Raw genomic sequence first — 21,845 nt, forward strand, 5'->3', positions numbered from 1 at the left:
GCCAGCGCGTCCGCACCGCGCCCGGCGGCCACCAGCCCCAGGCGCAGCTCGTCCTTGACCGAGACCAGGACGTCGACCACCTCGTCGGCGGCGCGGTCCGGGTCGGTCTTGGCGGGCAGCCGGGGCGACCGGCCCGGCCACTCGCGGCCGAACGGCTCGGTCGTGGCGGGTCGCGGCTCGGCGTCCGGCTCGGTGGACCCGGCGTGCGCGGCCCACCACCCGGCCGGCACCTCGGCCGGATCGTGGTCGGCGGGCGAGGACATGTCCTCGGGCCACAGCTCGCCGTCCCAGGGCCGGCAGCCCTCGCCGCCGGGCAGCGGCTCCAGCAGCAGCGGCCAGAGCCCGGACCCGGCGTGCTCGGCGCGCAGCTCCTGCCACAGGCCGAAGGCGGGCGGCGCGTCGCTGAGCCAGAGCGCCCACGTCCCGCCGTCGCCCTCGTCGGACGCCACCAGGCGACCCGGTGGCAGCGGGGTCGACCGGGGACGGGCCGTGCCCGGGTCGGTGAACAGCGCGGCCGGGTCGGACGAGGTTTCCGAGGACACCTCACGGATGGTAAGCGGCGGCCGGCGCACCCCGCCGGCGGCTCCCCGGTCAGGTGCGGGCGGAGGTGAGCGCGGAGCGCGGTCCGGGCACCGGGTCCCGGACCAGGTTGCGCGCCACCAGGTCCTGCGACTCGGCCACGCCGATCGAGTCCGCCGGCAGCCGGCCGTCGTCGGCGCGCAGGCGGGTCAGCGCGTCGTCCACCGCCCGGTGGGCGGCGAACAGGCACGGCGTGCTGTAGATCGCCACGCCCACGCCCAGCTCCGCGAGCTCGGACAGCGACAGCGCGGGCGACCTGCCGCCCGCGATCTGGTTGAACACCAGCGGTGTCGATCCCACGGCGGCGGCCACCCGGCGGAGCGCGGCGGTCGACGGGATGCCGTCCACGAGCACCGCGTCGGCGTCGGTCGCGGCGAGCGCGGCGGCGCGGCGGACCATCTCCGCTTCGTCGGTGGCGTCGGTGCGGGCCACCACGACCAGGTCGGTGCGCGCTTCCAGGACGGCGTCCAGCTTGGCCAGGTAGTCGGCCAGGGGGAGGATCCGCTTGCCCGCCACGTGTCCGCAGCGCCGGGGCCGCTGCTGGTCCTCCAGCACCACGCCGGACGCGCCGACCTGCTCCAGCGCGCGCACCACGTGCCGCGCCACCTCGACGTCCACGTACCCGTCGTCGATGTCGACCAGCAGGTGGTGGTCCGGGAACGCCAGGCGCAACCGCTGCACGAACGACACCACGTCCGGCCAGGCGATGAAACCGATGTCCGGCAGGCCGTAGTGGGACGCGGCCAGGCCGAGCCCGGACACGAACAGCGCGTCGTAGTGCCGGGCCGCGATCGAGGCGGACAGCATGTCGAACACGCCGATCACCGGTGTGGTACCGGGGCGTGCGACGGCCTCGCGCAGGTGTGTCCCGTGTGACATGAGGTGAATCTGCCATCGGGGCCGCGCCGGTGCTAGATATCGGAAGGCTGATCAACAGACCCGGTCGAGTGGGTCCTGGACCCGGTGCGTGGCGCTCGACCCCGGTCTGGTGGAACGGATCGACGGGGCCGTGACCCGCTACGGGCGCGGCGTGCCCGTCACCGACGCCGAACTCGCGGAGCGGCCCGAGTGCCGACCTTGTTGCCGGATTGGCAACAGGATTTGCGGTTTCTGCCACGGGGCTCGCATGGTGGGTCGCGGAGGTGGTCGTGATGACCGAGCAGTGGGGTGACAGCTACGACGTGGTGGTGGTCGGTGGCGGGGCGGCCGGCCTGAACGGGGCCCTGATGGTGGCCCGCTCGCGGCGTTCGGTGGTGGTGGTCGACGCCGGCGAGCCGCGCAACGCCCCGGCCGACGGCGTGCACGGGCTGCTGGGCCGGGAGGGGACGCCGCCGGCCGAGCTGCTGTCGCGCGGCCGGGAGGAGGTCCGGTCCTACGGCGGGCACGTCGTGCCCGGCCGGGTCGACGCGGTGGCGTTCGCGGACGACGGCTTCGTGGTCACCCTGGCGGACGGGCGTGCGATCCGCGCGCGGCGGCTGCTGGTGGCCACCGGCCTGGTCGACGAACTGCCGGACCTGCCGGGCCTGCGCGAGCGGTGGGGGCGCGACGTGCTGCACTGCCCGTACTGCCACGGCTACGAGGTCCGCGACCGGGCGATCGGCGTGCTGGCCGGCGGACCGGCGTCGGTGCACCAGGCGCTGCTGTTCCGGCAGCTCAGCGACGACGTCACGTTCTTCGCCGACGGCACGCGGCCGAGCGCCGACGAGGCCGAGCGGTTGGCCGCGCGCGGCATCCGCATCGTGCCCGACGCCGTCGCGGCCGTCGAGGTCAAGGACGACGAGCTGGTCGGCGTGCGGCTGGCCGACGGCACGGTGGTCGCGCGCGAGGCCCTCGCGGTCGCGTCCCGGATGGTCGCCCGGGTCGGGTTCCTGGCCGGGATCGGGCTGCACCCGGTCGAGCACCCGTCCGGGGCGGGCGAGCACCTGCCCGCCGACCCGAACGGCCGGACCGCGGTGCTCGGCGTGTGGGTCGCGGGCAACTCCACCGACCTCCTCGCGCAGGTCGGCGCGTCCGCCGCCGCCGGTGCCGCCGCCGGGGCCCAGATCAACGCCGACCTCGTCGCCGAGGAGACCCGCCGGGCGGTCGAGGCCCACCGCGACCCCTTCAGCGCGCGGAGCGAGGCGCGCCTGTGCGAAGAGGTGATGGGAGACCGCCGGCACGGCCTGTGAGCCGGGGCGTCCAGGTGTCCGGCAGGGCGGGCCGGGCACCCAGGTACCCGCGCAGCGCGGCCAGCGCCGGGTGCGGGTTGTCGGCCCGCCACAGCACCGAGTGCGGGTAGACCGGCGTCGGGTGGTGCAGGTCCACCCTGCGCAGGTCGTGCTCGGCGGGCCAGAGCAGCCGGGTCTGGTCGCCCACGAACGTCGCCAGGTCCGCCGAGCGCGCGATCACGTCCAGCAGCGGCTCGGTGCCGTAGTGCGGGCCGACCGGGTCGAGCGCGAACCCGAACGCGGCGGCGAACTCGTCGTAGAACGCGCCCCACTCGGTGCCGGCGGTGATCCCCGGCATCCAGATCCGGTGCCCGGCCAGCGCGGTCGGCGGCACCGCCCCGGCACCGGCGAACTCGTGGTGCGGGCCGGTGAGGAGCTGGATCGGTTCGTCCAGCACCCGGACCGCCTCGACGCCGGCGGGCAGCGCGGTCACCGCGCGGAACGACGCGTCGATCGTGCCGGCGCGGAGGGCGGCGATCGCCGCGTCGGCGTCGTAGAGGGTCACCACGCGCAACCCGACCTCGGGGTGCGCGTGGTGGAAGTCGCGCAGCAGGTCGGCCGGCGCGAGGTCGCGGCCGATCACGTCGACGCGCAGCGCCCGGCGTCCCGGCCGCACCGAGGCCACCGCCCGCCGCGCCGCGTCGAGCAGGTCGCGGGCGTGCGGGAGGAACGCCTCGCCGTCCACCGTCAGCCCCGCGCCCCGGGCGCTCCGGGCGAACAGCCGCACGCCGAGGTCCCTCTCCAGCGCGGCGATCCGCTTGGACACCGCCTGCTGGGTGATCGACAGGTCCTCGGCGGCCCGCTGGAACCGACCCGCGTCCACGACGGCGACGAACGTGCGCACGGCATCGAGGTCCACGCCGTCGGACCCTAGCCGCACAACCACCGGTTGTGGGCCGGGGTCCGCCGGGTTGTGCGGGTCAGGTCCGCCGGCCCGCCCTGCTCACCAGCACGACCCCCGCCACCAGGGCGAGCAGCCCGGTCAGCGCGAGCCAACCGACGCCGGCCCCGGTCACGGCCAGGTCGCCCGGGTCGTCACCGGGCGGTGCGGGCGCACCGCCCGGCGGCGGCCCGGCGTCCGGCGGCACGGGGTCCGGGTCGGGCTGGTCGGGTCCGACCTCGACGAGGACGGTGGTGGGGTTGTCGGTGTTGTCACCGGCCGCGACCACGAAGGTCGCGGGTGCCTTCCACGGGCCCACGACGCCGAAGTCGTACAGGTCGGCGGGCAGGTCGGAGAACTGGAAGAGGCCCTGCGCACCGGTCACCGCGCGGGCCACCACCTGGCCGGTGAGCTGGCTGCGCAGGTAGACCTTGACGCCCACCAGCGGCACGGTCGGCGGCGGGCACCGGCCGCACTGGTCGTCCCGGGGCAGCACGCGCAGCAGGCGTCCGAGGGCACGGGCGGCGTGCGCACCGGGCACCCGGGCCACCGCGCCGGCCTTGATCTCGCCGTTGACCCACGGCGGTGAGCCGACGACGCAGTTCACCGCCATGTGCCCGGCCCGCACCGCGGCGTCCGTGACCCGGTAGGTGACGAAGTAGGTCTTCGTCGTCCGGCCGGGCAGGGACGTGCCCTCCTCCCGGCCGAGCTCGCCCAGGTCGACCGGCACGCCGAGCGGGGAGTGGCAGAGCGCCTTGAGCCCCGGGATGGCCGGGTCGTCGCCGTTGGTCAAGGTCAGCGCCATGACCGCGGTCTCGTCCACGGCGTAGGCGGGTCGGGTGAACGCGGCGGTCGCGGTGAGCTGCCCGCCCACCCGGCGCGCGCCCCGGATCAGCGCCTCCGGGTCGTCCACCTCGTCGAGTTCGAAGTGGATGGTCGGCAACCACCAGTCGGAGCCGGAGAACAGCACGACGTACCAGCCGAGCGGCACGTCCGCGAACTCGAAGCGGCCGTTGAGGTCGGTGGCCACCGTGTACTCGTCCCCCGGGTGGCCGCCGATCAACCGCACCGTCAGGTTCGACAGCTCCTCGCCCGGCTCCTTCGCGCCGCTGCCGTCGTTGTCGCCGTAGACGACGCCCGCGTAGGTACCGCGCACGATGTGGACGGGCACCGTGGCGACGACGGTGTTGTCCGCAGGGGTGGTTTCGGGCTCGATGGAGCTCGTCGTGACGACGAGCCGGACCTCGCCGCGACCCGGGTCGACCACGTCGCCGTCGGCGGTGCCCTCGACGGATCGGCCGGGTTCGAGGGTGACGCCCGGCCCGCCGAGGCCGCTCCACTCGTGGTCGTGGAGGTTGCCGGTCGACATGACGGTCACGCCCGTGGCGGTGGCCGTCCCGACGTTGGTCACCGTCGCCCGCGCCCGGACCTCCTCGTGCGCCGCGTACGCGGGCTTCTCGTACACCACGGCGATCCGGAGGTCGACCTCCGCGTCCGGGACGGCGGGGGCCGGGGTCGTCGGCAGCGGGGTCGGTGCCGCGTCGGTCGGTTCTGTCTCGGTCGGTTCCGCGCCGGTCGGGTCCGGGGTGGGTGGAGCGGGGGAGGAGGTGGCGGTGGGGACGGGTCTGGCGGTGTCCGGCGGATCGGCGGTGGCCGGTCCCGCCGACACGCCCAGCACCAGTGCGGCGGTCAGCACCAGCGCTCCGGTCGACAGCGGTGATCGGGACATGCGGTCGGCTCCTCTCGGAGGTGGATTCGGGAGCACTCCAGCGTTCTCCCCCGGGGAAGGGCCACACCAGGCCCGCCGGGCGGGGACCGGACCTGCCGGAACCGGTCGGTGCGGCTAGCCTGCTCGGTGTGCCCGCCCGGTCGGGCGCACCGCCGCGCACGACCCGTAGGGAGCCCGCATGACCGAGCAGCCCGCCCGTCCCGACGCCACCATCGCGGTCACCGGCGCGACCGGCCGCCTCGGTGGCCGCGTCGCCCGCCGACTGGCCGACGCCGGTGTGCCGCAACGGCTGGTGCTGCGCGACCCGTCCCGCGCGCCGGAGCTGGCGGGCGCGACGGCGGTCGCCGGCGACTACGGCGACCGCGCGGCGGTGCGGGCGGCGCTGGAGGGCGTCGAGCGGGTGCTGATGGTGTCGGCCCCGGAGACGGAGGACCGGGTCGACCTGCACCGGGCGTTCGTCGACGCGGCGGTCGAGGCCGGCGTGCGGCACCTGGTCTACATCTCGTTCTTCGGCGCGTCGCCCAACGCCACGTTCACCTTGGCGCGCGACCACTACGCCACGGAGTCCTACATCCGCGCGAGCGGTCTGGGCTACACGTTCCTGCGCGACAACATGTACGCCGACCTGATGCCGTCGATGGCGGGCCAGGACGGCGTGATCCGGGGGCCCGCCGAGGACGGCCGGGTCTCCGTGGTCGCGCTGGACGACATCGCCGAAGCCGCCGTCGCCGTGCTGCTGGCCGCGCCGGAGCACGCGGGCGCGGTGTACAGCCTCACCGGGCCGGAGGCGCTGACCCTGGACGAGGTGACCGCGATCCTGACCGAGGTGACCGGGCGGCCGGCCGTCTACGAGCGGGAGACCGTCGACCAGGCGTACCAGTCGCGCGCGTCCTACAACGCGCCGGACTGGATGCTCGACGCGTGGGTGTCCACCTACACCGCCATCGCCAAGGGCGAACTGGCCGACGTGACCGGGGACGTCGAACGCCTCACCGGCCACCCCGCGACGCCGCTGGCCGACGTGGTCCGGGCGGCGCGGGACTGAGCTCGGCCCGCCGCACCCGCCAGGCGGGCGAGCACGGCCGGGCCATCAGCCCGGCGATCACCTCGGAGACGACGGCCGTGCCGCCGCCGGCGCGTCGAGGAACGCCCCGGCGGTCTCGACGGTGGCGACGACCTCGATCCCCTCGGCCCGCAGCAGCGTCAGCCCTCCCTCGGCAGGGCGTCGTCCTCGACGATCAGGACGCGCACGGCAGCACCACTTCCAGCTCGGTGGGACCGCCGGGCGGGCTGGTCAGCGTCATCGCGCCGGAGAACGCCGCCACCCGGCGGCGCATCCCGGTCAGGCCGCGGCCCCGCCCCTCGGACGCGCCGCCCCGGCCGTCGTCGGTGACGGTGATCAGCAGGTTCCCCCGCTCGCCCGCGACCCGGACGCGCACCGACGCGGCCCCGCTGTGCTTCGACACGTTGGTCAGCGCCTCGGACACCACGTAGTACGCCGCCGCCTCCACGGCGGTCGGGGCGCGCGGCACGTCCACGACGTCGAGTGCGCACGGCACCCCGGAGTGCGACGCGAGCGACGTCAGCGCCCCGGTCAGGCCGCGATCGGCCAGGATCGGCGGGTAGATGCCACGCACCACCTCGCGCAGCCCGGCCAGCGCGTCGGTCGCCGCGTCCTGCGCCCGCAGCACGAGCGGCAGCGCGCTGTCCGGGTCACGCCGCAGCGCGTGTTCGACCATGCCGAGGTGCATCGACACCGCGACGATGCGGTTCTGCGTGTCGTCGTGCAGCGCGCCTTCGATGCGCCGCAGCTCCATGCCGTGCGCGTCGAGCGCGGCGGCCCGGCTCACCGACAGCTTCGCGACCTGCTCGGCCAGCCGGGCCCGGCCGCCCCGCGCCGGCGACAGCAGCCGCCGGCCCACCCCGGCGTGGCAGCGGGCCAGCGGCGGCGCGACCAGCACGGCCACCAGGACGAACCCCACGCCCTGGGCCACCGCGCCGAACGCGGCGGGCCACGACGTGATCGGGTACACCACGCTGACCGGGTACTCGGCCGGGAGCAGGAACCACCAGAGCGGCACGGTGAACGCGACCAGCGCGCCCAGGGACAGCGTCACGCCGAGCACGCCGAGCGGGATGCCGACCACCGCGTGGAACAGCAGCCACGCGAGGTCGCGCCGGGTGGCCGGGTCGGTCAGGGCGGTGGTGATCCGCGTCGCGGCGGGACCGTCCAGCGGGCGGTAGGCGGCGGGCACCCCGACCCCGAGGTGGCGCGCCACCCGGCGGCGCTCGAAGCCCACCAGCACGCGCATCGCGCGGGCGATCCAGGGGATCGCGAACACGCCCACCACGGTCGCGCTCAGCACGACGGTCAGCGCGGGCAGCACCGCCAGGGTGATCAGGGCGACCAGCGAGGTGCCGAACCCGACGAGCAGGTAGCCGCACGAGCGGACCGCGTCCCGCAGGCGGTGCCGAACGCGACCCGCCAGACCGTCCCGCGCGTTCTCCCCAGCCACAGCCGTGCTCGCCTGTCTCCTCGAAACCCCAGGTGCCCCAGGGTAACGACGGGCTCCGGGGGTGTCCAACGGGGGGTTCGAGGTGTGGCCGGGCCGACTCCCGGCACCCGCCTGAGTGGACATTCCCCAGTGGATCGAGCGGACCGGGACCGGCCGACGCCGAACCCCGCCGGACCCGGGCGGGGTTCGGCGGGGTTCGGCGGGGTTCGCGACCGGTCAGGCGAAGCACTCCCGGATCACGCTCTGCGCGGTGCCGATCAGGGCACCGGGCAGCTTCGCGACGACCGCCGCGAGGAAGGCGGCGGGACCGCCGACGAGCGCGGGCAGCGAGCCGACGAGCACCGGCAGGATCGCCGCGCCGCCGTTCTTGGTCACGCACCACACGGTGGCGAGGCTGACCCCCGCCACGAGTGCCGCTTCCGGGTCGGTGGCGCTGACCAGCGTCACCGCAGTCGGGTTCACGTCGAAGACGAAGTCCACTGTGGACGGCAGCGGGTTGGTCATGTTCAGCCGCAGGGTGAAGCGGCCCTCGCCGCGCGCGCCGGCCGCGCCGGGTGCCTGGACGAACCTGACGTTCTCGGCGTTGACGCTGGTCACCGCGCCGTTCACCTCGCTCACGCCGAACACCGACACGGAGTCGCCGCCACCGGCACCCTGCGCGGCGGCCCCGTGCAGCGTGGCCAGGTACAGGCTGCCGTTGTCGGTGAACTTGATCGAGGACGTGACCTCGTTGCCGATGGCCGAGGCTTGGCGCTTGAACTCGGTGGCGACGGTGTCGGTGACGGAGTAGATCACGGGGGTGGTGCCGGCGGTGGTGGGTGAGGTGCACATGTCGGGCTCCTGTCCTTCGGCGGAGGTCGCCGTCGACACCGAGTGTTGCCCCCGGATTCCCCAGTCACATCACCAAAATTGACCAGATCGCCGGATCTGCTCCGGCAGTTCCGGTGCGACCTGGGCGGGCACCCGCCGGGCCAGGGCGACCGCCGAGAGCTGGGAGGTGACCCCCAGCTTGCGCAGCAGCGCCCGGATGTGGCTGCGCACGGTGGCCACCGACACCCGGTCGGCACCGGCGATGTCGGTGGCGGTCAGCCCCTCGCCCAGCGCGGTCAGCACCTCGCGCTCGCGCGGGGTGAGCCGGTCGACCAGCGCGATCTCCCGCCGCCGCTGTTCCAGGGCGGCGAGCAGCGCGTGCCGCCCGGTGGGCGTCCGGCGGGTCAGCCCGGCGAGCACGGCGGCCAGCAGCGTGGTGAACGGCAGGCCCGTGTCCACCACGGCGGTCGCGCCCGCCGTGACGGCGGTGATCAGGTTCCCGGCCCGCCGCAGGTGCCCGACCACGACCACCGGCAGGTCCAGCGGTGCGAGCGCGGCGATGTGCGCGGCGAACGTCTCGTCGGCGGCGGGCACGAACACCGCGCCGGTCGGCGTGCCGTCGACCCGCGCCCGGCGGCAGTGGTAGCCCGACGCCGACAGCGCGGCGAAGAGCGCGACGGCCAAGTCGCCCGAACCGCCGACCACGAGCTCTCGCGCGGCGACGGTAGAAGGTGCGTCCACAGTGGCAACCCCCATGATGGTGCACCGCCGCCTCCGATGATGTGGTTCGACGTTAAGCCTGGCGGGCCGCGTGGTTCTACCGCCGAAAGCGCGTCCGGTGGCCACGAAAGGGGGATGTGATCCGGTGCTGTGCGCCACGAAGTGTCCACGGCGGACCGAAATTCGTTGTCCTGTAGGCGATGTGCGCCGTGCCGGGATGGTGTCGTCGGAACCGGTGGACGCTCGCCTTACCGCATTTTGTGTACTCCAACGAAAAGTGCCGCGCGGATGTCGATCACAGTGGACGTCCACTGTGGGTGCGCCGGCGCGCGGCTCACCCGGCGGCGGGCGGCCGTGCCGGGCCGGCGGGGTCGAGGAGCATCTTCGCGGCCACCACCGCCCCGTCGGCGCGGATCGTGCCGGCCACGGTCGCGGCTCGCGCGCGGGTCCCGGGGTCCAGGGCCGCGCCGAGCGCGGCGGACAGGGACGCGGCGGTCGGCGTCGTGCCCTCGTGGGCCGTGCCGATGCCCAGTTCGGCCACCCGGGCGGCCCAGTACGGCTGGTCCGCGATCCGGGGGACCACCACCTGGGGCGCGCCGGCGCGCGCGGCCGTCGTGGTGGTGCCCGCGCCGCCGTGGTGCACGACGGCGGCGACCCGGCCGAACAGCGCCTGCTGGTTGACCTCGCCGACGACGAAGCAGTCGTCGGCGTCGTCGATCGGGGCCAGCCCGGCCCAGCCGCGCGCGAGGACGACCCGGCGACCGTGCACCCGGGCCGCCTCGGTGGCCACCCGGGCGATGCCCTCCGGGGCGTGCGCGGCCATGCTGCCGAAGCCCACGTACACCGGCGGCGGACCCGCCGCCAGGAACGCCTCCAGCCCCGCCGGGAGCGGCCGGTCGTCGGGCAGGACCCACGCCCCGGTCTGCACGACGTCGAGGTCCGCCATGCCTTCCACCGGGCACAGCACCGGGTCCGCCGCCAGCCACGGCCGGTCGGTGAAGACGTGGTCGCGGACGTTGTCGACCGGCGGCAGGCCGACGGCCGCCCGGTGGTGGTCGAGCGCCGCGCCGTACAAGCCGTTCACCCGCTGGGCGTCCTGCTCCCACTGCGCCCGGTTGTCGGTCTCGTCGCGCGGGGGCAGCACACCCGGCCGCGCCCCCGGAGAGGCGTGCCGCGACGGCAGCCCGTAGGTGTGGAAGCACGCGAAGACGTAGCGGATGCCCAGCTTCTCGGCCACGTCCCGCGCGCCGGCCGGCATCAGGCCGGTCGCCAGCAGCACGTCGCACCCCTCGGCCGCCGCGCCGAGCACCTCGAACCGCGCGGCCACGAGCTCGGGGGCCAGCCGCAACGCGTCCTGCGCGGTCGGTGGCTTCGGACCGGACACCACCGAGCGCACCGTGGGGCCCAGCGGCACCAGCGGCAAGCCGACCCTGGCCAGCAGCGCCACGAAGTCCTCGTCCGGCGGCGCGCAGACCCGCACCTCCGCGCCCAGCCCCCGCAACGCCACCGCGAGCCCCACCAACGGTTCGACGTCCCCGCGCGATCCCCACGTCGTCAACAGCACACGCACTTCCGGTTCCCCATTTCCCCATGTCCCGGCGTCAAGGCGGCAAGTCTGCGGCACCGCCCCGGCCTTGCCGCAAGCCCCCCGGTCGGCTATAAATTGAAGGGGGCGAGGAGTGCGACCTCCTCCTGCCCGCCCCCTTCGACCTCCACTGTGGACGGTCCGCCCCCTCTACCGGCAGCCGCACCCGCCCTCGGTCGGGTGCGGTGATCGCGGGGCCTTTTTTCGCGGAGCGGGGACGAGCACCACCCGGTCGGGTGACCGGGTGAGGAGATGTGCGGATTCCTCGGTATTATCGGGACAAGTGTCCCGGTTACTCGGTGGAGGGTGTGGTGGCGGAACGACTGCTGCGCGCCGACGCGCGGCGCAACCGGGCTCGGGTGCTGGAGGTCGCGGCGCACGTGTTCGCGACCGAGGGCCTGTCGGTGTCGGTGCACGAGATCGCGCGGCGCGCGGGCGTCGGCACCGGGACCGTGAGCCGGCACTTCCCCACGAAGGACGACCTGGTGACCGCCGTGCTGCTGACCCTCACGGCGGACCTGGTGGCCGAGGCCGACGCCCTGGCCGCGACCGAGGACCCGGGTGGCGCGTTCTTCGCGTTCCTCGGCTCCCTGGTGCGGGCGGGCGCGGCGCACCGCGGGCTGGCGCGGGAGCTGACGGGCGCGGGCGCGGCGGCGGGGGCCGTCGAGGTGCGGGCCCGTGCGCTGCTGGTGCGCGCCCAGGAGGTCGGCGCGGTCCGGCCGGACGTCTGCTACGCCGACGTCGCGGCCCTGGTGACCGGCTGCACGACCCGGGAGGGCGGGCCGCTGGAGACGGTGGTCGGCGTCCTGTGCGACGGCCTGCGCCACACGACACGACCACGAGAGGACAACTCCGCATGACCGAGGAACGCCGCAACTTCAACGAGCAGATCGTCGCCGAGTTCCGCGCCAACCGGGGGGTCGTGGGCGGCCCCTTCGCGGGCCGCGACCTCCTGCTGCTCACCACCGTGGGCGCGAAGAGCGGGCAGGCGCGGATCACGCCGCTGGTCTACACCCGCGACGGTGACCGCCTGGTGATCGCGGCCTCGTACGGCGGCGCGCCGAAGAACCCCGGCTGGTACCACAACCTGCTCGCCGCCCCGAAGGTGACCGTGGAGGTGGGCGAGGACAAGTTCGAGGCCACCGCGACGGTGGTCGAGGACCGCGCGGAGCGCGACCGGCTCTACGCGGGCATGGTGGCGCACGCGCCGGGCTTCGCGGACTACGAGAAGAAGACCGACCGCCTGATCCCGATCGTGGTCCTCGACCGCTGATCCAGGCCACACGCCGCCGGCTCCGGAGTGCGCGGTCCGGAGCCGGGCGGCGATGGTCACCATAATATCTTCAGTGTTGTCTAAAAAAATTCCGACGACAACGGGGTCGCAGACTCACCCACCCGCACTCGCGCCAACCCGGCCCACGGCACCCCACGACCCGTTTAAGGTGCCGGAATGGCGGAGGACGGATTCGTCGAAGTACACGGGGCCAACCGGGGCAACAACGTGGTCCTGCACCTCTTCGCCGTGGCGTTGATGGTCACCGGACCGATCGTCTACGCGGCCAACGACGATGGCACGGTCGGCATCGTGCTCACCGTGGTGTTGCTGCCGCTGGGCATCGCCGTGTGGCGCGGTATCGCGCGCGCCAAGCGGCGGCTGCTGCGCCTGGACGAGGTGGGTTTGCCCGCGATCGCCGTGGTCCTGTCCATGGAGCCGATCAGCGAGGACGCCACGGTCCGCGTCCGGCTCCTGATCAAGGGCCCGGACGTGCCCGAGTTCCTGATCGAGCACGACGCCCGGTACGACCCCGGCCTGAGGCCGGGGAACAAGCTCGTCGCGGCGGTCGACCCCGACGACCACCGCGACTTCGAACTGGACTACTAGGGAATGCTGTGACGTCCCAGGTGGCGGGGGGCGTGCGGGCGGTCGTGCGGCAGCGGCCCCGGCCGTGCGGGAGGCCGAAGCCGCGCCAGGTGTCACCGGTTGGCCGGTTGCGCGGGTGCTGTCGGCCGGCAGGATCAGCACGCCCACATCTTCATTCGCGCGGGGCGGGGGAAGTCCGGTGTGAATCCGGCGCTGACCCGCAGCGGTGTGCCGTCTGCCGACGGTGAGCCCGATCGCCCGGACCGCGCGTTGCACCAACTCCTGTCGTGGCTCGCGGGAAAGGTCTGGTCGTCCATGAGACGTCGTCTTTGTGCTGTGGTCGCACTGCTGTGCGGCTTGTCGTTGATCGCCCCTGCTTCCGCCTACGCCGATCCGGTCACGCACAACCGCACGGATGCCGCTGCCGGGTGGTTGGCCCGTCAGTTGGTCGACGGGGAGCGGTTCGAGGCGGAGTTCGGTGGGGTGACCTATCCCGATCAGGGTTTGACGATCGACGCGGTGTTCGCGTTCGCGGCGGCTCGCACCGCCGATGACTACGCCGACCGGGCAGTCGCGTGGTTGGCGCGGCCGGAGATCACCGCGGGGTACGTCGGTTCCGGTGGTGAGGCTTATGCGGGGGCGCACGCGAAGTTGTTGTTGGCGGCGCTGGTCGCGGGTGAGGATCCCGCGTCGTTCGGCGGGGTGGACTTGACTGCGGGGTTGTCGGCGTTGTTGACGTCGTCGGGTCGGTTCTCCGACCAGTCGGCGTTCGGTGACTACAGCAACGCGTTCTCGCAGTCGTTGGCGTTGTTGGCGTTGGACCGCACGTCGGCGGGTGCGCCGGTGTCGGCGGTGGACTTCCTGGTGGGTGCGCAGTGCCCGGATGGTGGTTTTCCGTTGGACTTCGGTGTGACGCCGTGTGAGAGCAACGTGGATTCCACGGCGATGGTGACCCAGGCGTTGCAGGCGACGGGTCGGCATGTGAAGGCCCAGCAGGGTTTGTCGTGGTTGGTGGGCGTGCAGAACGTCAACGGTGGTTTCTCGTACGGGACTTTCGCGCCGAACGCGAACAGCACGGGGTTGGCGGCTGAGGCGTTGTTCACCGGTGGTCGGCTCGCGGCCGGGTTCAAGGCGCGGGGGTTCCTCAAGTCGTTGCAGGTCGGGTGTGCCGGTGCGGTCGGGGATCGGGGTGCGGTGGCGTACCAGGCGTCCGGGTTCGACCCGGGTACGGCTGTGCGGGCCACGGCTCAGGCGGTGCTCGGTTTGGCCGGGGTCGGGTTGGCGCACCTGCACAGCGGTGGGTCGGCGGGTGCGCCGGTGCTCGCCTGCGCCTGAGGGTTGTGCGGCGGTGCGGTTGTCCGTGCCGCCGCTCGCCTCGGGGCGGCCGGTCGGGTCACCAGTCGGCTGCGCCCGCGAAGGACGTGGCGGTGGGGGAGTAGCCCAGTGCGGTGCGCGCGGCGGTGATGTCGAGGGTGCGTTCGTAGCCGAGGTGGCTGATGGCGTAGCGGGTCAGTCGGGGTGGCCGGGCCGCTCCGAGGGCCCGCCACGCGCGTTCGGCGAGGCCGGCGGCGTGCCAGGCGGCGCGCAGCGGGAGGTGGCGGATGCGCACGTCGAGTCCGCGTTCGCGCAGCAGGTCGTGCAGGGCGTCTTGCAGGACGACGGGGTGCGCGTCGGCGATGTTGTAGATGCCGGGTGTGCCGGTGCAGGCCGACAGGGCGGCGGCGACGAGGTTGTCGACGGAGGTCAGCGAGTGCCGTGCTTGTCCGTCGCCGACGATGACGAGGGTGCGGCCCCGGATCGCGCCGAGCACGCGGGGCAGCAGTGTGGGGTCGCCTGGTCCGTAGACGGCGTGGGGGCGCAGCACGACGGTGTCCGGGCGGTCGGCGAGGGCGCGTTCGGCGTCTGCTTTGGCCGCGCCGTAGGCGGTGAGGTAGCGGGTGACGGGCGCGGCGGTCTCGGGTGCGTGGACCGTGGGTGCGAACGGGTCGTACACGCTGGCGGAGGAGATGTGCACCAGGCGGGCGTGGGGGAAGGTGCGGGCGACGTGGCGGGTGCCGTCGACGCAGACGCGGCGGGTGTGGTGGTCGTCGCCCCAGTCGGTGACGGCGGCGGCGGCGTGCACGACGGCGTCGACCTCGGGCGGGTCGGCCAGTGGGCCGGCGGCGATGTCCCAGTCGCGGGACCCGTAGCCGTGCACTTCCCAGCCGAGTGCGCGGGCGGCCCGGTGGACGGCTCCGCCGATGAACCCGGTGGCTCCGGTGACGGCGAGGCGGGTCACGGGGTGAACCGCGCGCGCAGTGCGGCCCGGTCGACTTTGCGCAGTCGTCCGGTGACCGGCAGTTCGTCGACGACGACGATGCGGTCGGGCAGTGCGGAGGCGTCGATGAGGCCGGGCAGTGCGGTGCGGGTGCGGTCGGCCAGGCCGGGTCCGGCGTCCGGGAGTGCGGTGAGCACGAGGACGATCCGCTCGTCGCCGATCTCGTCGGGTACGCCGACCATGATCGCGGCGGCCACGCCGGGCAGGCCGGCGATGGCGGGTTCGTGGAGGCCGGGGTAGATGTTGGTCCTGCCGCGCAGGATCATGTCCTTCTTGCGGCCGGTGAGCACGAGGCGGTCGCCGTCGAGCCGGGCGAGGTCGCCGGTGGCGTGCTCGGTCAGCGGTGCTTCGCCGAGGTAGCCCCGGCACAGGTTCGGGCCGGAGACCCGCAGTTCGCCGTCGTGGGCGATCCGGGCGGTGACGCCGGGCAGTGGTCGGCCGAGCAGGTCGCCGCCGTGGACGATCTTCTCGTCGGCGGTGGCGATGGCGACCGGGAGGATCTCGGTCATGCCGTACACCGCGAGGAGTTCCACTTCGGGCAGTGCCCGTTGGGCGCGGGTGAGCAGCGGGGGCAGGACCGGGGCGGACCCCAGGAGCACCTGCCGCAGCGAGTGGGGCAGGGTGACGCCGCTGTCGAGGATGGCCGCCAGGTCGGCCGGTACCAGGAAGGTGTGGGTCGCGCCGGCGAGTCCGGCGGCGAGCGCGGCGGGGTCGGCGGACGGGGCGAATCCGTGGGGCGGCATGGTCCAGTGCGCGCCCGCGACGAGTGCGGGCAGTCCGAGCATCATCTGGTCGGTGTGCACGCGGGTGTCGGGGCCGAGTGCGCACCGGGTGGCCAGGGCGCGCAGGGCCGCGCCCAGTGAGCCCCGGGTGTGCACCACGGCTTTGGGGGCGGCGGTGGTGCCGGAGGTGAAGACGACCACGGCGTCCTGGTCGGGGTCGGGGTCGGGGGTCGTCGCGCCGGGGACGGGGCGGGCCAGGCGGCGGGTGGAGATCGCGCGCAGCGGTGTGCCGGGCAGCCACGGGCCGGATCTGATGTGCCGCAGGGGCAGCGCGGCGTAGTCCGGCAGCAGGACGCCGCGTCGGCGGGCGAGCGCGCGCAGGGGGCCTGGTGCGCTGGCCGCGTAGAGCAGCGATTCGGCTGCCGCCCAGCCCGGTCCGGCGAGGTCGAGGCGGCCGGCGAACAGTTCGGGTCCGACGCCGGGGTCGATGAACACCACGGTGCCGCCCGCCGCGACGGTGCCCAGTGCCAGCACGATGGCGTCCGGTCCGGGCCGCACCGAGAACAGCATCCGGGTGCCGGGTCGGAATCCTTTGTGGCGCAACCGGTGTGCGGTGCCGAGGATTTTTTCGGACAGGTCGCGGTAGGTCAGCGTCGGGCCGTGTGCGCCGGTGAGCGCGGGTGCGGGTCCGTGGTCGCGGGCCGCGCGCAGGACTTCGTGCAGCAGGTCGTCAGCCACGGCGCAGGACCAGCCTCTCGTAGCCGGGGATGAGGACCCGTCGTGCGGCTCGGCGGTCGACGACGGTAAGCGGGGTGGAGTCCAGCACGGCGTCGAGCACCGCGCGGATCTCGGCGTTGGCCAGGGGCATGCCGAGGCAGAAGTGCGGGCCCGCGCCGAACCAGAGTTGGCGCACGGCGGGCGGGTGGGGCTGCTCGGGGTCGAAGGGGCCGTGGTCCTTGGCGGCGGAGATGGTGGCGATGACGACGCGGTCGCCGGCGCGCACGCGGACGCCGCCCACGGTGGTGTCGGTGGCGACGCTGCGCAGCATGACCGGGGACGGGACGGTCACCCGCAGGGCTTCGGCCACCGCGTCGTCCACCCGGTCGCGGTCGGCGGCCAGCCGGTCGAGGTGGCCGGTGTCGTGCAGCAGCGCGACGAGCCGGGGCACGTAGGAGACCAGCGTTTCGGTGCCGGTCAGGACGAACGCGGCGACCGCGCCGAGTGCTTCCCGTTCGGTCAGCCCGAGTTCGCGCATCCGGCCCGGTACGGTCGCGGGGTCGCCGGCGGCGTAGGCGGCGGCGGCCGGGCTGGTGAGCCGTGCCAGCGCGGCTTTGCTGCGCCGGATCTGGTGGGGTGTCAGGGCGGGCCGGCCGAGCCGGACCGCCGAGGTGATGGCGGCACCGGCCGCGTGGGCGCGCAGCGCGTCGGCCGGGTCGAGGCCGACCAGTTCGCAGATCACCGCGCCCACCAGGTGTCGGACGGCGGGGACGAGGTCGACCGGGTGGCCGGTGGCGAGGTCGTCGCGCAGGCGTTTCATCGGCTCGTCGGCGACGCGGGCGCACAGCTCGGTCACGCTGCGGGGGGTGAACAGCCCGGAGAGCTTGCGGCGCAACGCGGTGTGGGCGTCGCCTTCCATGTTGAGCAGCACCGACGGGCCGACGACGGGGGTCCACAGGTCGGCGGGCGAGCCGGGGCCGGTCTTGGTGAACCGGCGCGGGTCGGTGAGGACTTCCTTGGCCAGGGCGGCATCGCTGACCACGACGCCGACCCGGGGGATGCGCACCACGGGGGCGATCCGGGCGAGGCCGCGCACCAGCGGGTAGGCCACCGGGTGTGCGGCCAGGTGCACCCTGCGTTCCCAGTTCATCGGATGTCCACCACCGGGGGCCGGTAGCGGTGGTCGGCGTACCAGGCCAGCGTGCGGCGCAGGCCCCATGCCTTGGCGCGTCGTGACGAGCCGTGCACGAGGACGTCGCGGCGTGACCCGTACCGGTCGGTGTGCAGGCGCACGGCGTTGACCAGGGCCCGGTCCTCGTGCAGGTCTTCGATCTTGGATCGGGGGAATCCGCCCGCGAGCGCGTACAGCTCGGCGGTGATGGCCATGTTGCAGCCGGCGGTCATCACGTAGGGGCCGTGGTAGCGCGGGTCGCGGTTGCCGGCGCGGAACCGGCCGAACAGCGACGCGATCGTCACGGCGGCGATGAGCAGCCGGCGGGTGCCGGCGGGGAGGCCCTCGTCCTCGCGCGGCAGCAACCGGCCGGCCACCAGCCGCAGGCCGGAGTCGAACGCGGCCTTGACCCGCGCGATCCAGTCGGGTGCGGGCAGGCAGTCGGCGTCGGTGCGCGCCAACCACACCGCGCCTCGGGCGATCGCGTGCCGCATGCCGGTGTCGGCCGCCGCCCCGGTGCCCTTCTCCGGTTCGCGCACCAGTTCCACCCGCAGGTGGGGGTGGGCGGCGGCGCAGGCGCGGACGACGTCGGCGGTGGCGTCGGTGGAGGCGTTGTCGACCACGACGAGCGTGAAGTCCGGGTCGGTCTGCGCGGCGAGCGCGGTCAGGGTCGCGGTGATGCCGCGCTCCTCGTTGTAGGCGGGTACCACCACCCAGAGCGGGGTCACAGCCGGATCACCACCAGTCCGAGGCTGACGCCGCCCGCCAGGCCGACCAGCGCGACGAGGTCGCCGGGGCCGCACCGGCCCAGCTCGCGGGCGGTGACCAGTTGCAGCGGCAGGCCGGCGGAGGCGACGTTGCCGTGCCGGGGGAGGGTGACGACCAGGCGGTCGGTCGGCACGCCCGCCTGCCGGGCGAAGACGTCGAGGTAGGGCAGCGAGACCTGGTGCACGCCGATCACCGCGAAGTCGTCCCAGGTCAGGTCGAGCCGGTGCAGGGTGCGGTCCAGGATTCCCCGGCCCAGTCCCAGGAACGCGTCCTTGAGGCGCGCGCCGTCCATGTCGAAGTAGGTGCGGTCGGGGTCGCGCGGGTGGCGCGACCCGCCGCCGGGCAGGGTGCCGACCTCCCAGTGCGCGGAGTCGGCGGTGAACCCGCACCCCAGCACGCCGGCCTCGCCCCGGGTGAGCAGCAGTGCCGCGCCCGCGTCGGACAGCGTGTAGCCGGGGAAGGCGCGCAGGAACTCGGTGAGCCCGCCGACCTCCCACCGCACCGCCCGCGACGGTGCTTCGCCGCTGGCGATCAGCACGGTCCGGTAGCGGCCGGTGCCGATCAGCGCGTCGGCGACCTCGATCCCGTTCAGCACGCTGTTGCAGGCGTTCTTGACGTCCATGACCGGGCAGCGCAGCTCCAGCTTCGCCGCCACGATGTGCGCGGTCGCGGGTTCCACCATGTCCTGGCTGGCCGAGGCGAACAGCAGCAGGTCGACGTCCCCGGCCGAGGTCCCGGTCTCGGCCAACAACTTCCGCGCCGCCGCGACCGCCAGGTCCGACGCTTGTTCGTGCTCGCCCATGACGTGCCGCGACTCGACGCCGGTCAACCGGCGGATGAGTCCGGCGGGCGGGGTGAAGGGTGCCAAGCGGCGCTCCACCTCGTCCGTGCTGACCTGGCGCTCGGGCAGATGAACCGCCACGCCGGCAAGTCGTGTCCCCACTCCGGCCACCTCCTGGGTGCAGGCTAGATGCGCCAGGAGTGGCACGTCCTCGGTAGAACTACTCGGATCACCGCCGAGACTCCACAAGGGACCCCCGTCGTGTCAATGGGGGTGAGCGGCCGGTCGCGCTCGGTCAACACCGGCCGGGTCGGGTCACCAGGTCACGGGCAGCTCGTAGACCCCGTACACGAGGGCGTCGTGCTTGAACGGGATGGACTCGAAGTCGCCGGCCAGGCGCAGACCGGGGATGCGGCGGAACAACGTGCGGTAGACCAGTTCCAGCTCCAGCCGGACCAGCGGCTGGCCCAGGCACTGGTGCACGCCGAACCCGAAGGCGATGTGGTGGCGCGCGTCACGGGTGATGTCCAACCGGTCCGGGTCGGGGAACGCCGCCGGGTCGCGGTTGGCGATGTCGGTGGGCATCACCAGACCCTCGCCCGCCCGCACCACCTGGCCGCCGACCTCCAGGTCCGCCGCCGCGAACCGCCGCCGGCCGCCGTGGGTGATGTTGAGGTAGCGCAACATCTCCTCGACCGCGCGGGTCACCACGACCGGGTCCTGCGCATCGCGCAGCAGCGCGAGCTGGGCGGGGTTGCGCAGCAGCAGCAGGGTGCTCAGCGCGATCATGTTCGCGGTCGTCTCGTGGCCGGCGAGGAGCAGCAGCACGGCGACGTCGGTGGCCTGCCGGTGGGTCAGCTCGCCCGCCCTGATCCGCACGGCCAGCCGCGAGAGCAGGTCGTCGCCGGGATCGTCCACCTTGGCCGCGACCAGTCCGCCGAGGTAGTCGGCCAGCCCGAGCATCGCCTCGGTGCGCTGCTCGCCGGTGGTGGTCCGGTTGACCACCAGCCGGCTGCGCGTCTGGAAGAAGTCGTGGTCGGCGTAGGGCACGTCGAGCAGCGCGCAGATCACCAGCGACGGCACGGGCAGCGCGAACGCCTCGACCAGGTCGACCGGCCGGGGTCCGGCGAGCAGGGCGTCGACCGCCTCCTCGACGATCCGCCGCACGGCCGGCCGCATCGCGGCGACGTTCTTGACCGTGAACACCGAGCCGACCATCCGCCGCAGGCGGGCGTGCTCGGGGTCGTCGATGCCGATGAAGCTCAACGACCCGACGATCCCGGGTCCCTGGCGCGGGTAGTGGGGGTTGCTCATGTCGGCGCTGACCCGCCGGTCGGTGAGCACCGCGCGCTGGTCGGCGTAGCGGGTGACCAGCCACGGCGTGCTGCCGTCCCACAGCTCCACCTTCGCCAGCGGGCCCTCCCGCTGGAGGCCGCGCAGCGTGGGCGGCGGGTCGAACGGGCAGCCCCGCGCGCGGGGCATCGGGAACGGGGGCACCTCGGACGTGCTCGTCATGCTCTTCCCTCCGGGTGGCTCGGACAGCGGCGGCCGGTCGCGGGGCGGGAGCGGCTCGTCGCCGGGGCCGGCGAGGCGGTGCTCACCCCTCCTCGTGCAGGGCGATCGCCGCCGCCGGGCACACGTCGGCGGCCCCCCGGACCGCCGTGCGCAGGTGCTCGCCGGGCCGGGCGTCGAGCAGGACGACCACGCCGTCCTCGTCGCGCTGGTCGAACACGTCGGGCGCGAGCAGCACGCACGAACCCGCCCCGCAGCACCTGTCGTCGTCCACGGTGATCTTCACGGATGTCCTTCCCTCGTCGCGGTCACCGGCCGGCGGCCGGTGCCAGCCACACGCCGCTGATCGCGTCCACCAACCCGCCGGCCAGGTCTTCCCAGCTCCTCCCGCGCACCCGGCCGCCCTCGGCGAGCGCCCGCTCGCGCCGCGCGCACGCGTCGGAGAGCAGGATGCGGGTCATCGCGCCGCGCTCCAGGCGCACCGGCGGCGGCAGGGCGGGCACGCACCGGGCGATCCCGTCGAGCACCCTCGGCACCGACCCGGCGGTCGAGGTGCGGTCCACGACCACCCGCCGCAGGTCCGGGTCGGCCAGCGCGCGCGCCAGGAACCGGGCGTACCAGGCCGGTCGGCCCAGGTGGGCGAGGTGCTCGGTGCACGGCCGGACCAGGCACGCCACCCAGTCGCGCACCTCGCGGCTCTCCGCGACCTCGGTCAGCATCCGCAGGCGGGTGCGCTCCATCGACGCCTCGTGCCGGCCCACGACGGCGCGCACCACGTCCGCCGGGGTGGGCACGGCGGTCGGTCCGCGTTCGGCCAGCAGCCGCTCGGCCGCCACGAGCGCTTCGCCGGTGCCCGGCACCGGGTCGACTCCGGTCCTCATCGGCGCGCCGGTCCACCGGTGGGCGGGGGTGCGGAATCCGGCGTCCGGTCGCCGGGGTCGGGGTCCACCTCGCCGCGTGCCACGGGGTC

The 21,845-nt window shown here is 74.4% G+C and carries 21 protein-coding genes and 1 riboswitch; of the genes, 6 read left to right on the top strand and 15 right to left on the bottom strand.

Annotation, left to right across the window (positions count from 1 at the left end):
- Nucleotides 1-591 precede the first annotated feature (591 nt).
- Nucleotides 592-1,458 carry an isocitrate lyase/PEP mutase family protein gene (locus AB0G01_RS25100; protein WP_360949502.1) on the bottom strand — a complete coding sequence of 289 codons (867 nt, stop codon included), beginning with the start codon at nucleotides 1,456-1,458 and terminating at the stop codon, nucleotides 592-594.
- Between the two features lie 272 nt (nucleotides 1,459-1,730).
- Here AB0G01_RS25100 and AB0G01_RS25105 point away from each other — a divergent pair, with 272 nt between their 5' ends.
- Nucleotides 1,731-2,747 (top strand): NAD(P)/FAD-dependent oxidoreductase, encoded by a 1,017-nt coding sequence (locus tag AB0G01_RS25105; RefSeq protein ID WP_360949504.1) that lies wholly within the window; start codon nucleotides 1,731-1,733, stop codon nucleotides 2,745-2,747.
- Here the strand turns inward: AB0G01_RS25105 and AB0G01_RS25110 are convergent.
- Both AB0G01_RS25110 and AB0G01_RS25115 read right to left on the bottom strand, forming a co-directional pair.
- Nucleotides 2,683-3,645 carry a LysR family transcriptional regulator gene (locus tag AB0G01_RS25110; protein ID WP_360949506.1) on the bottom strand — a complete coding sequence of 321 codons (963 nt, stop codon included), beginning with the start codon at nucleotides 3,643-3,645 and terminating at the stop codon, nucleotides 2,683-2,685. The genes AB0G01_RS25105 and AB0G01_RS25110 overlap by 65 nt on opposite strands.
- Nucleotides 3,646-3,706: 61 nt before the next feature.
- Nucleotides 3,707-5,395: a hypothetical protein gene (locus AB0G01_RS25115; protein WP_360949508.1), complete on the bottom strand. Its 1,689-nt coding sequence runs from the start codon at nucleotides 5,393-5,395 to the stop codon at nucleotides 3,707-3,709.
- A 178-nt stretch (nucleotides 5,396-5,573) separates the two neighbouring features.
- Between AB0G01_RS25115 and AB0G01_RS25120 the strand changes: the two genes are divergently transcribed.
- Nucleotides 5,574-6,440 carry an SDR family oxidoreductase gene (locus AB0G01_RS25120; RefSeq protein ID WP_360949510.1) on the top strand — a complete coding sequence of 289 codons (867 nt, stop codon included), beginning with the start codon at nucleotides 5,574-5,576 and terminating at the stop codon, nucleotides 6,438-6,440.
- 193 nt (nucleotides 6,441-6,633) lie between these two features.
- Here the strand turns inward: AB0G01_RS25120 and AB0G01_RS25125 are convergent, their stop codons facing one another.
- The 4 genes from AB0G01_RS25125 to AB0G01_RS25140 all read right to left on the bottom strand — a co-directional run bounded on the left by AB0G01_RS25125 (nucleotide 6,634) and on the right by AB0G01_RS25140 (nucleotide 11,011).
- Nucleotides 6,634-7,911 (bottom strand): sensor domain-containing protein, encoded by a 1,278-nt coding sequence (locus AB0G01_RS25125; RefSeq protein WP_360949512.1) that lies wholly within the window; start codon nucleotides 7,909-7,911, stop codon nucleotides 6,634-6,636.
- A gap of 216 nt (nucleotides 7,912-8,127) precedes the next feature.
- Nucleotides 8,128-8,742: a hypothetical protein gene (locus AB0G01_RS25130; protein ID WP_360949514.1), complete on the bottom strand. Its 615-nt coding sequence runs from the start codon at nucleotides 8,740-8,742 to the stop codon at nucleotides 8,128-8,130.
- A gap of 69 nt (nucleotides 8,743-8,811) precedes the next feature.
- Nucleotides 8,812-9,477 carry a LuxR C-terminal-related transcriptional regulator gene (locus AB0G01_RS25135; protein ID WP_360949516.1) on the bottom strand — a complete coding sequence of 222 codons (666 nt, stop codon included), beginning with the start codon at nucleotides 9,475-9,477 and terminating at the stop codon, nucleotides 8,812-8,814.
- Nucleotides 9,478-9,775: 298 nt separating this feature from the next.
- A complete protein-coding gene (locus AB0G01_RS25140; protein ID WP_360949518.1) occupies nucleotides 9,776-11,011 on the bottom strand; it encodes a nucleotide disphospho-sugar-binding domain-containing protein in 1,236 nt (411 codons plus the stop codon).
- 326 nt (nucleotides 11,012-11,337) lie between these two features.
- Here AB0G01_RS25140 and AB0G01_RS25145 point away from each other — a divergent pair, with 326 nt between their 5' ends.
- From AB0G01_RS25145 to AB0G01_RS25160, 4 genes are all read left to right on the top strand, one after another.
- The gene (locus AB0G01_RS25145) at nucleotides 11,338-11,886 is read left to right on the top strand and encodes a helix-turn-helix domain-containing protein (protein ID WP_360949520.1); all 549 of its coding nucleotides are present in this window, start codon (nucleotides 11,338-11,340) and stop codon (nucleotides 11,884-11,886) included.
- Entirely contained in the window at nucleotides 11,883-12,299 is a 417-nt protein-coding gene (locus tag AB0G01_RS25150; protein WP_360949526.1) for a nitroreductase family deazaflavin-dependent oxidoreductase, read from the top strand. Before AB0G01_RS25145 ends, AB0G01_RS25150 begins: the two co-directional genes overlap by 4 nt.
- Nucleotides 12,300-12,476: 177 nt before the next feature.
- Entirely contained in the window at nucleotides 12,477-12,908 is a 432-nt protein-coding gene (locus AB0G01_RS25155; protein ID WP_360949529.1) for a hypothetical protein, read from the top strand.
- Between the two features lie 167 nt (nucleotides 12,909-13,075).
- A riboswitch (cobalamin riboswitch) is annotated at nucleotides 13,076-13,147 on the top strand.
- Nucleotides 13,148-13,223: 76 nt separating this feature from the next.
- Nucleotides 13,224-14,222 (top strand): prenyltransferase/squalene oxidase repeat-containing protein, encoded by a 999-nt coding sequence (locus AB0G01_RS25160; protein WP_360949531.1) that lies wholly within the window; start codon nucleotides 13,224-13,226, stop codon nucleotides 14,220-14,222.
- A gap of 58 nt (nucleotides 14,223-14,280) precedes the next feature.
- Here AB0G01_RS25160 and AB0G01_RS25165 read toward each other — a convergent pair whose 3' ends face one another.
- The 8 genes from AB0G01_RS25165 to AB0G01_RS25200 form a co-directional block, all read right to left on the bottom strand.
- Nucleotides 14,281-15,165 (bottom strand): SDR family oxidoreductase, encoded by an 885-nt coding sequence (locus tag AB0G01_RS25165; RefSeq protein WP_360949533.1) that lies wholly within the window; start codon nucleotides 15,163-15,165, stop codon nucleotides 14,281-14,283.
- Entirely contained in the window at nucleotides 15,162-16,664 is a 1,503-nt protein-coding gene (locus AB0G01_RS25170; protein WP_360949535.1) for a class I adenylate-forming enzyme family protein, read from the bottom strand. The genes AB0G01_RS25165 and AB0G01_RS25170 overlap by 4 nt, the downstream gene beginning before the upstream one ends.
- Entirely contained in the window at nucleotides 16,657-17,793 is a 1,137-nt protein-coding gene (locus AB0G01_RS25175; protein WP_360949537.1) for a cytochrome P450, read from the bottom strand. Before AB0G01_RS25175 ends, AB0G01_RS25170 begins: the two co-directional genes overlap by 8 nt.
- On the bottom strand, nucleotides 17,790-18,542 hold the full coding sequence (locus tag AB0G01_RS25180) for a glycosyltransferase (protein WP_360949539.1): 753 nt from the start codon (nucleotides 18,540-18,542) through the stop codon (nucleotides 17,790-17,792). Before AB0G01_RS25180 ends, AB0G01_RS25175 begins: the two co-directional genes overlap by 4 nt.
- Nucleotides 18,539-19,525 (bottom strand): ketoacyl-ACP synthase III, encoded by a 987-nt coding sequence (locus AB0G01_RS25185; RefSeq protein WP_360949541.1) that lies wholly within the window; start codon nucleotides 19,523-19,525, stop codon nucleotides 18,539-18,541. The genes AB0G01_RS25180 and AB0G01_RS25185 overlap by 4 nt, the downstream gene beginning before the upstream one ends.
- A gap of 153 nt (nucleotides 19,526-19,678) precedes the next feature.
- The gene (locus tag AB0G01_RS25190) at nucleotides 19,679-20,878 is read right to left on the bottom strand and encodes a cytochrome P450 (RefSeq protein ID WP_360949543.1); all 1,200 of its coding nucleotides are present in this window, start codon (nucleotides 20,876-20,878) and stop codon (nucleotides 19,679-19,681) included.
- Between the two features lie 82 nt (nucleotides 20,879-20,960).
- Entirely contained in the window at nucleotides 20,961-21,161 is a 201-nt protein-coding gene (locus tag AB0G01_RS25195; RefSeq protein ID WP_360949546.1) for a ferredoxin, read from the bottom strand.
- Between the two features lie 22 nt (nucleotides 21,162-21,183).
- A complete protein-coding gene (locus AB0G01_RS25200; RefSeq protein WP_360949549.1) occupies nucleotides 21,184-21,756 on the bottom strand; it encodes a TetR family transcriptional regulator in 573 nt (190 codons plus the stop codon).
- Between the last annotated feature and the right edge of the window lie 89 nt (nucleotides 21,757-21,845).

The sequence above is a fragment of the Actinosynnema sp. NPDC023587 genome (assembly GCF_040640215.1).
Taxonomy (GTDB): Bacteria; Actinomycetota; Actinomycetes; order Mycobacteriales; family Pseudonocardiaceae; genus Actinosynnema.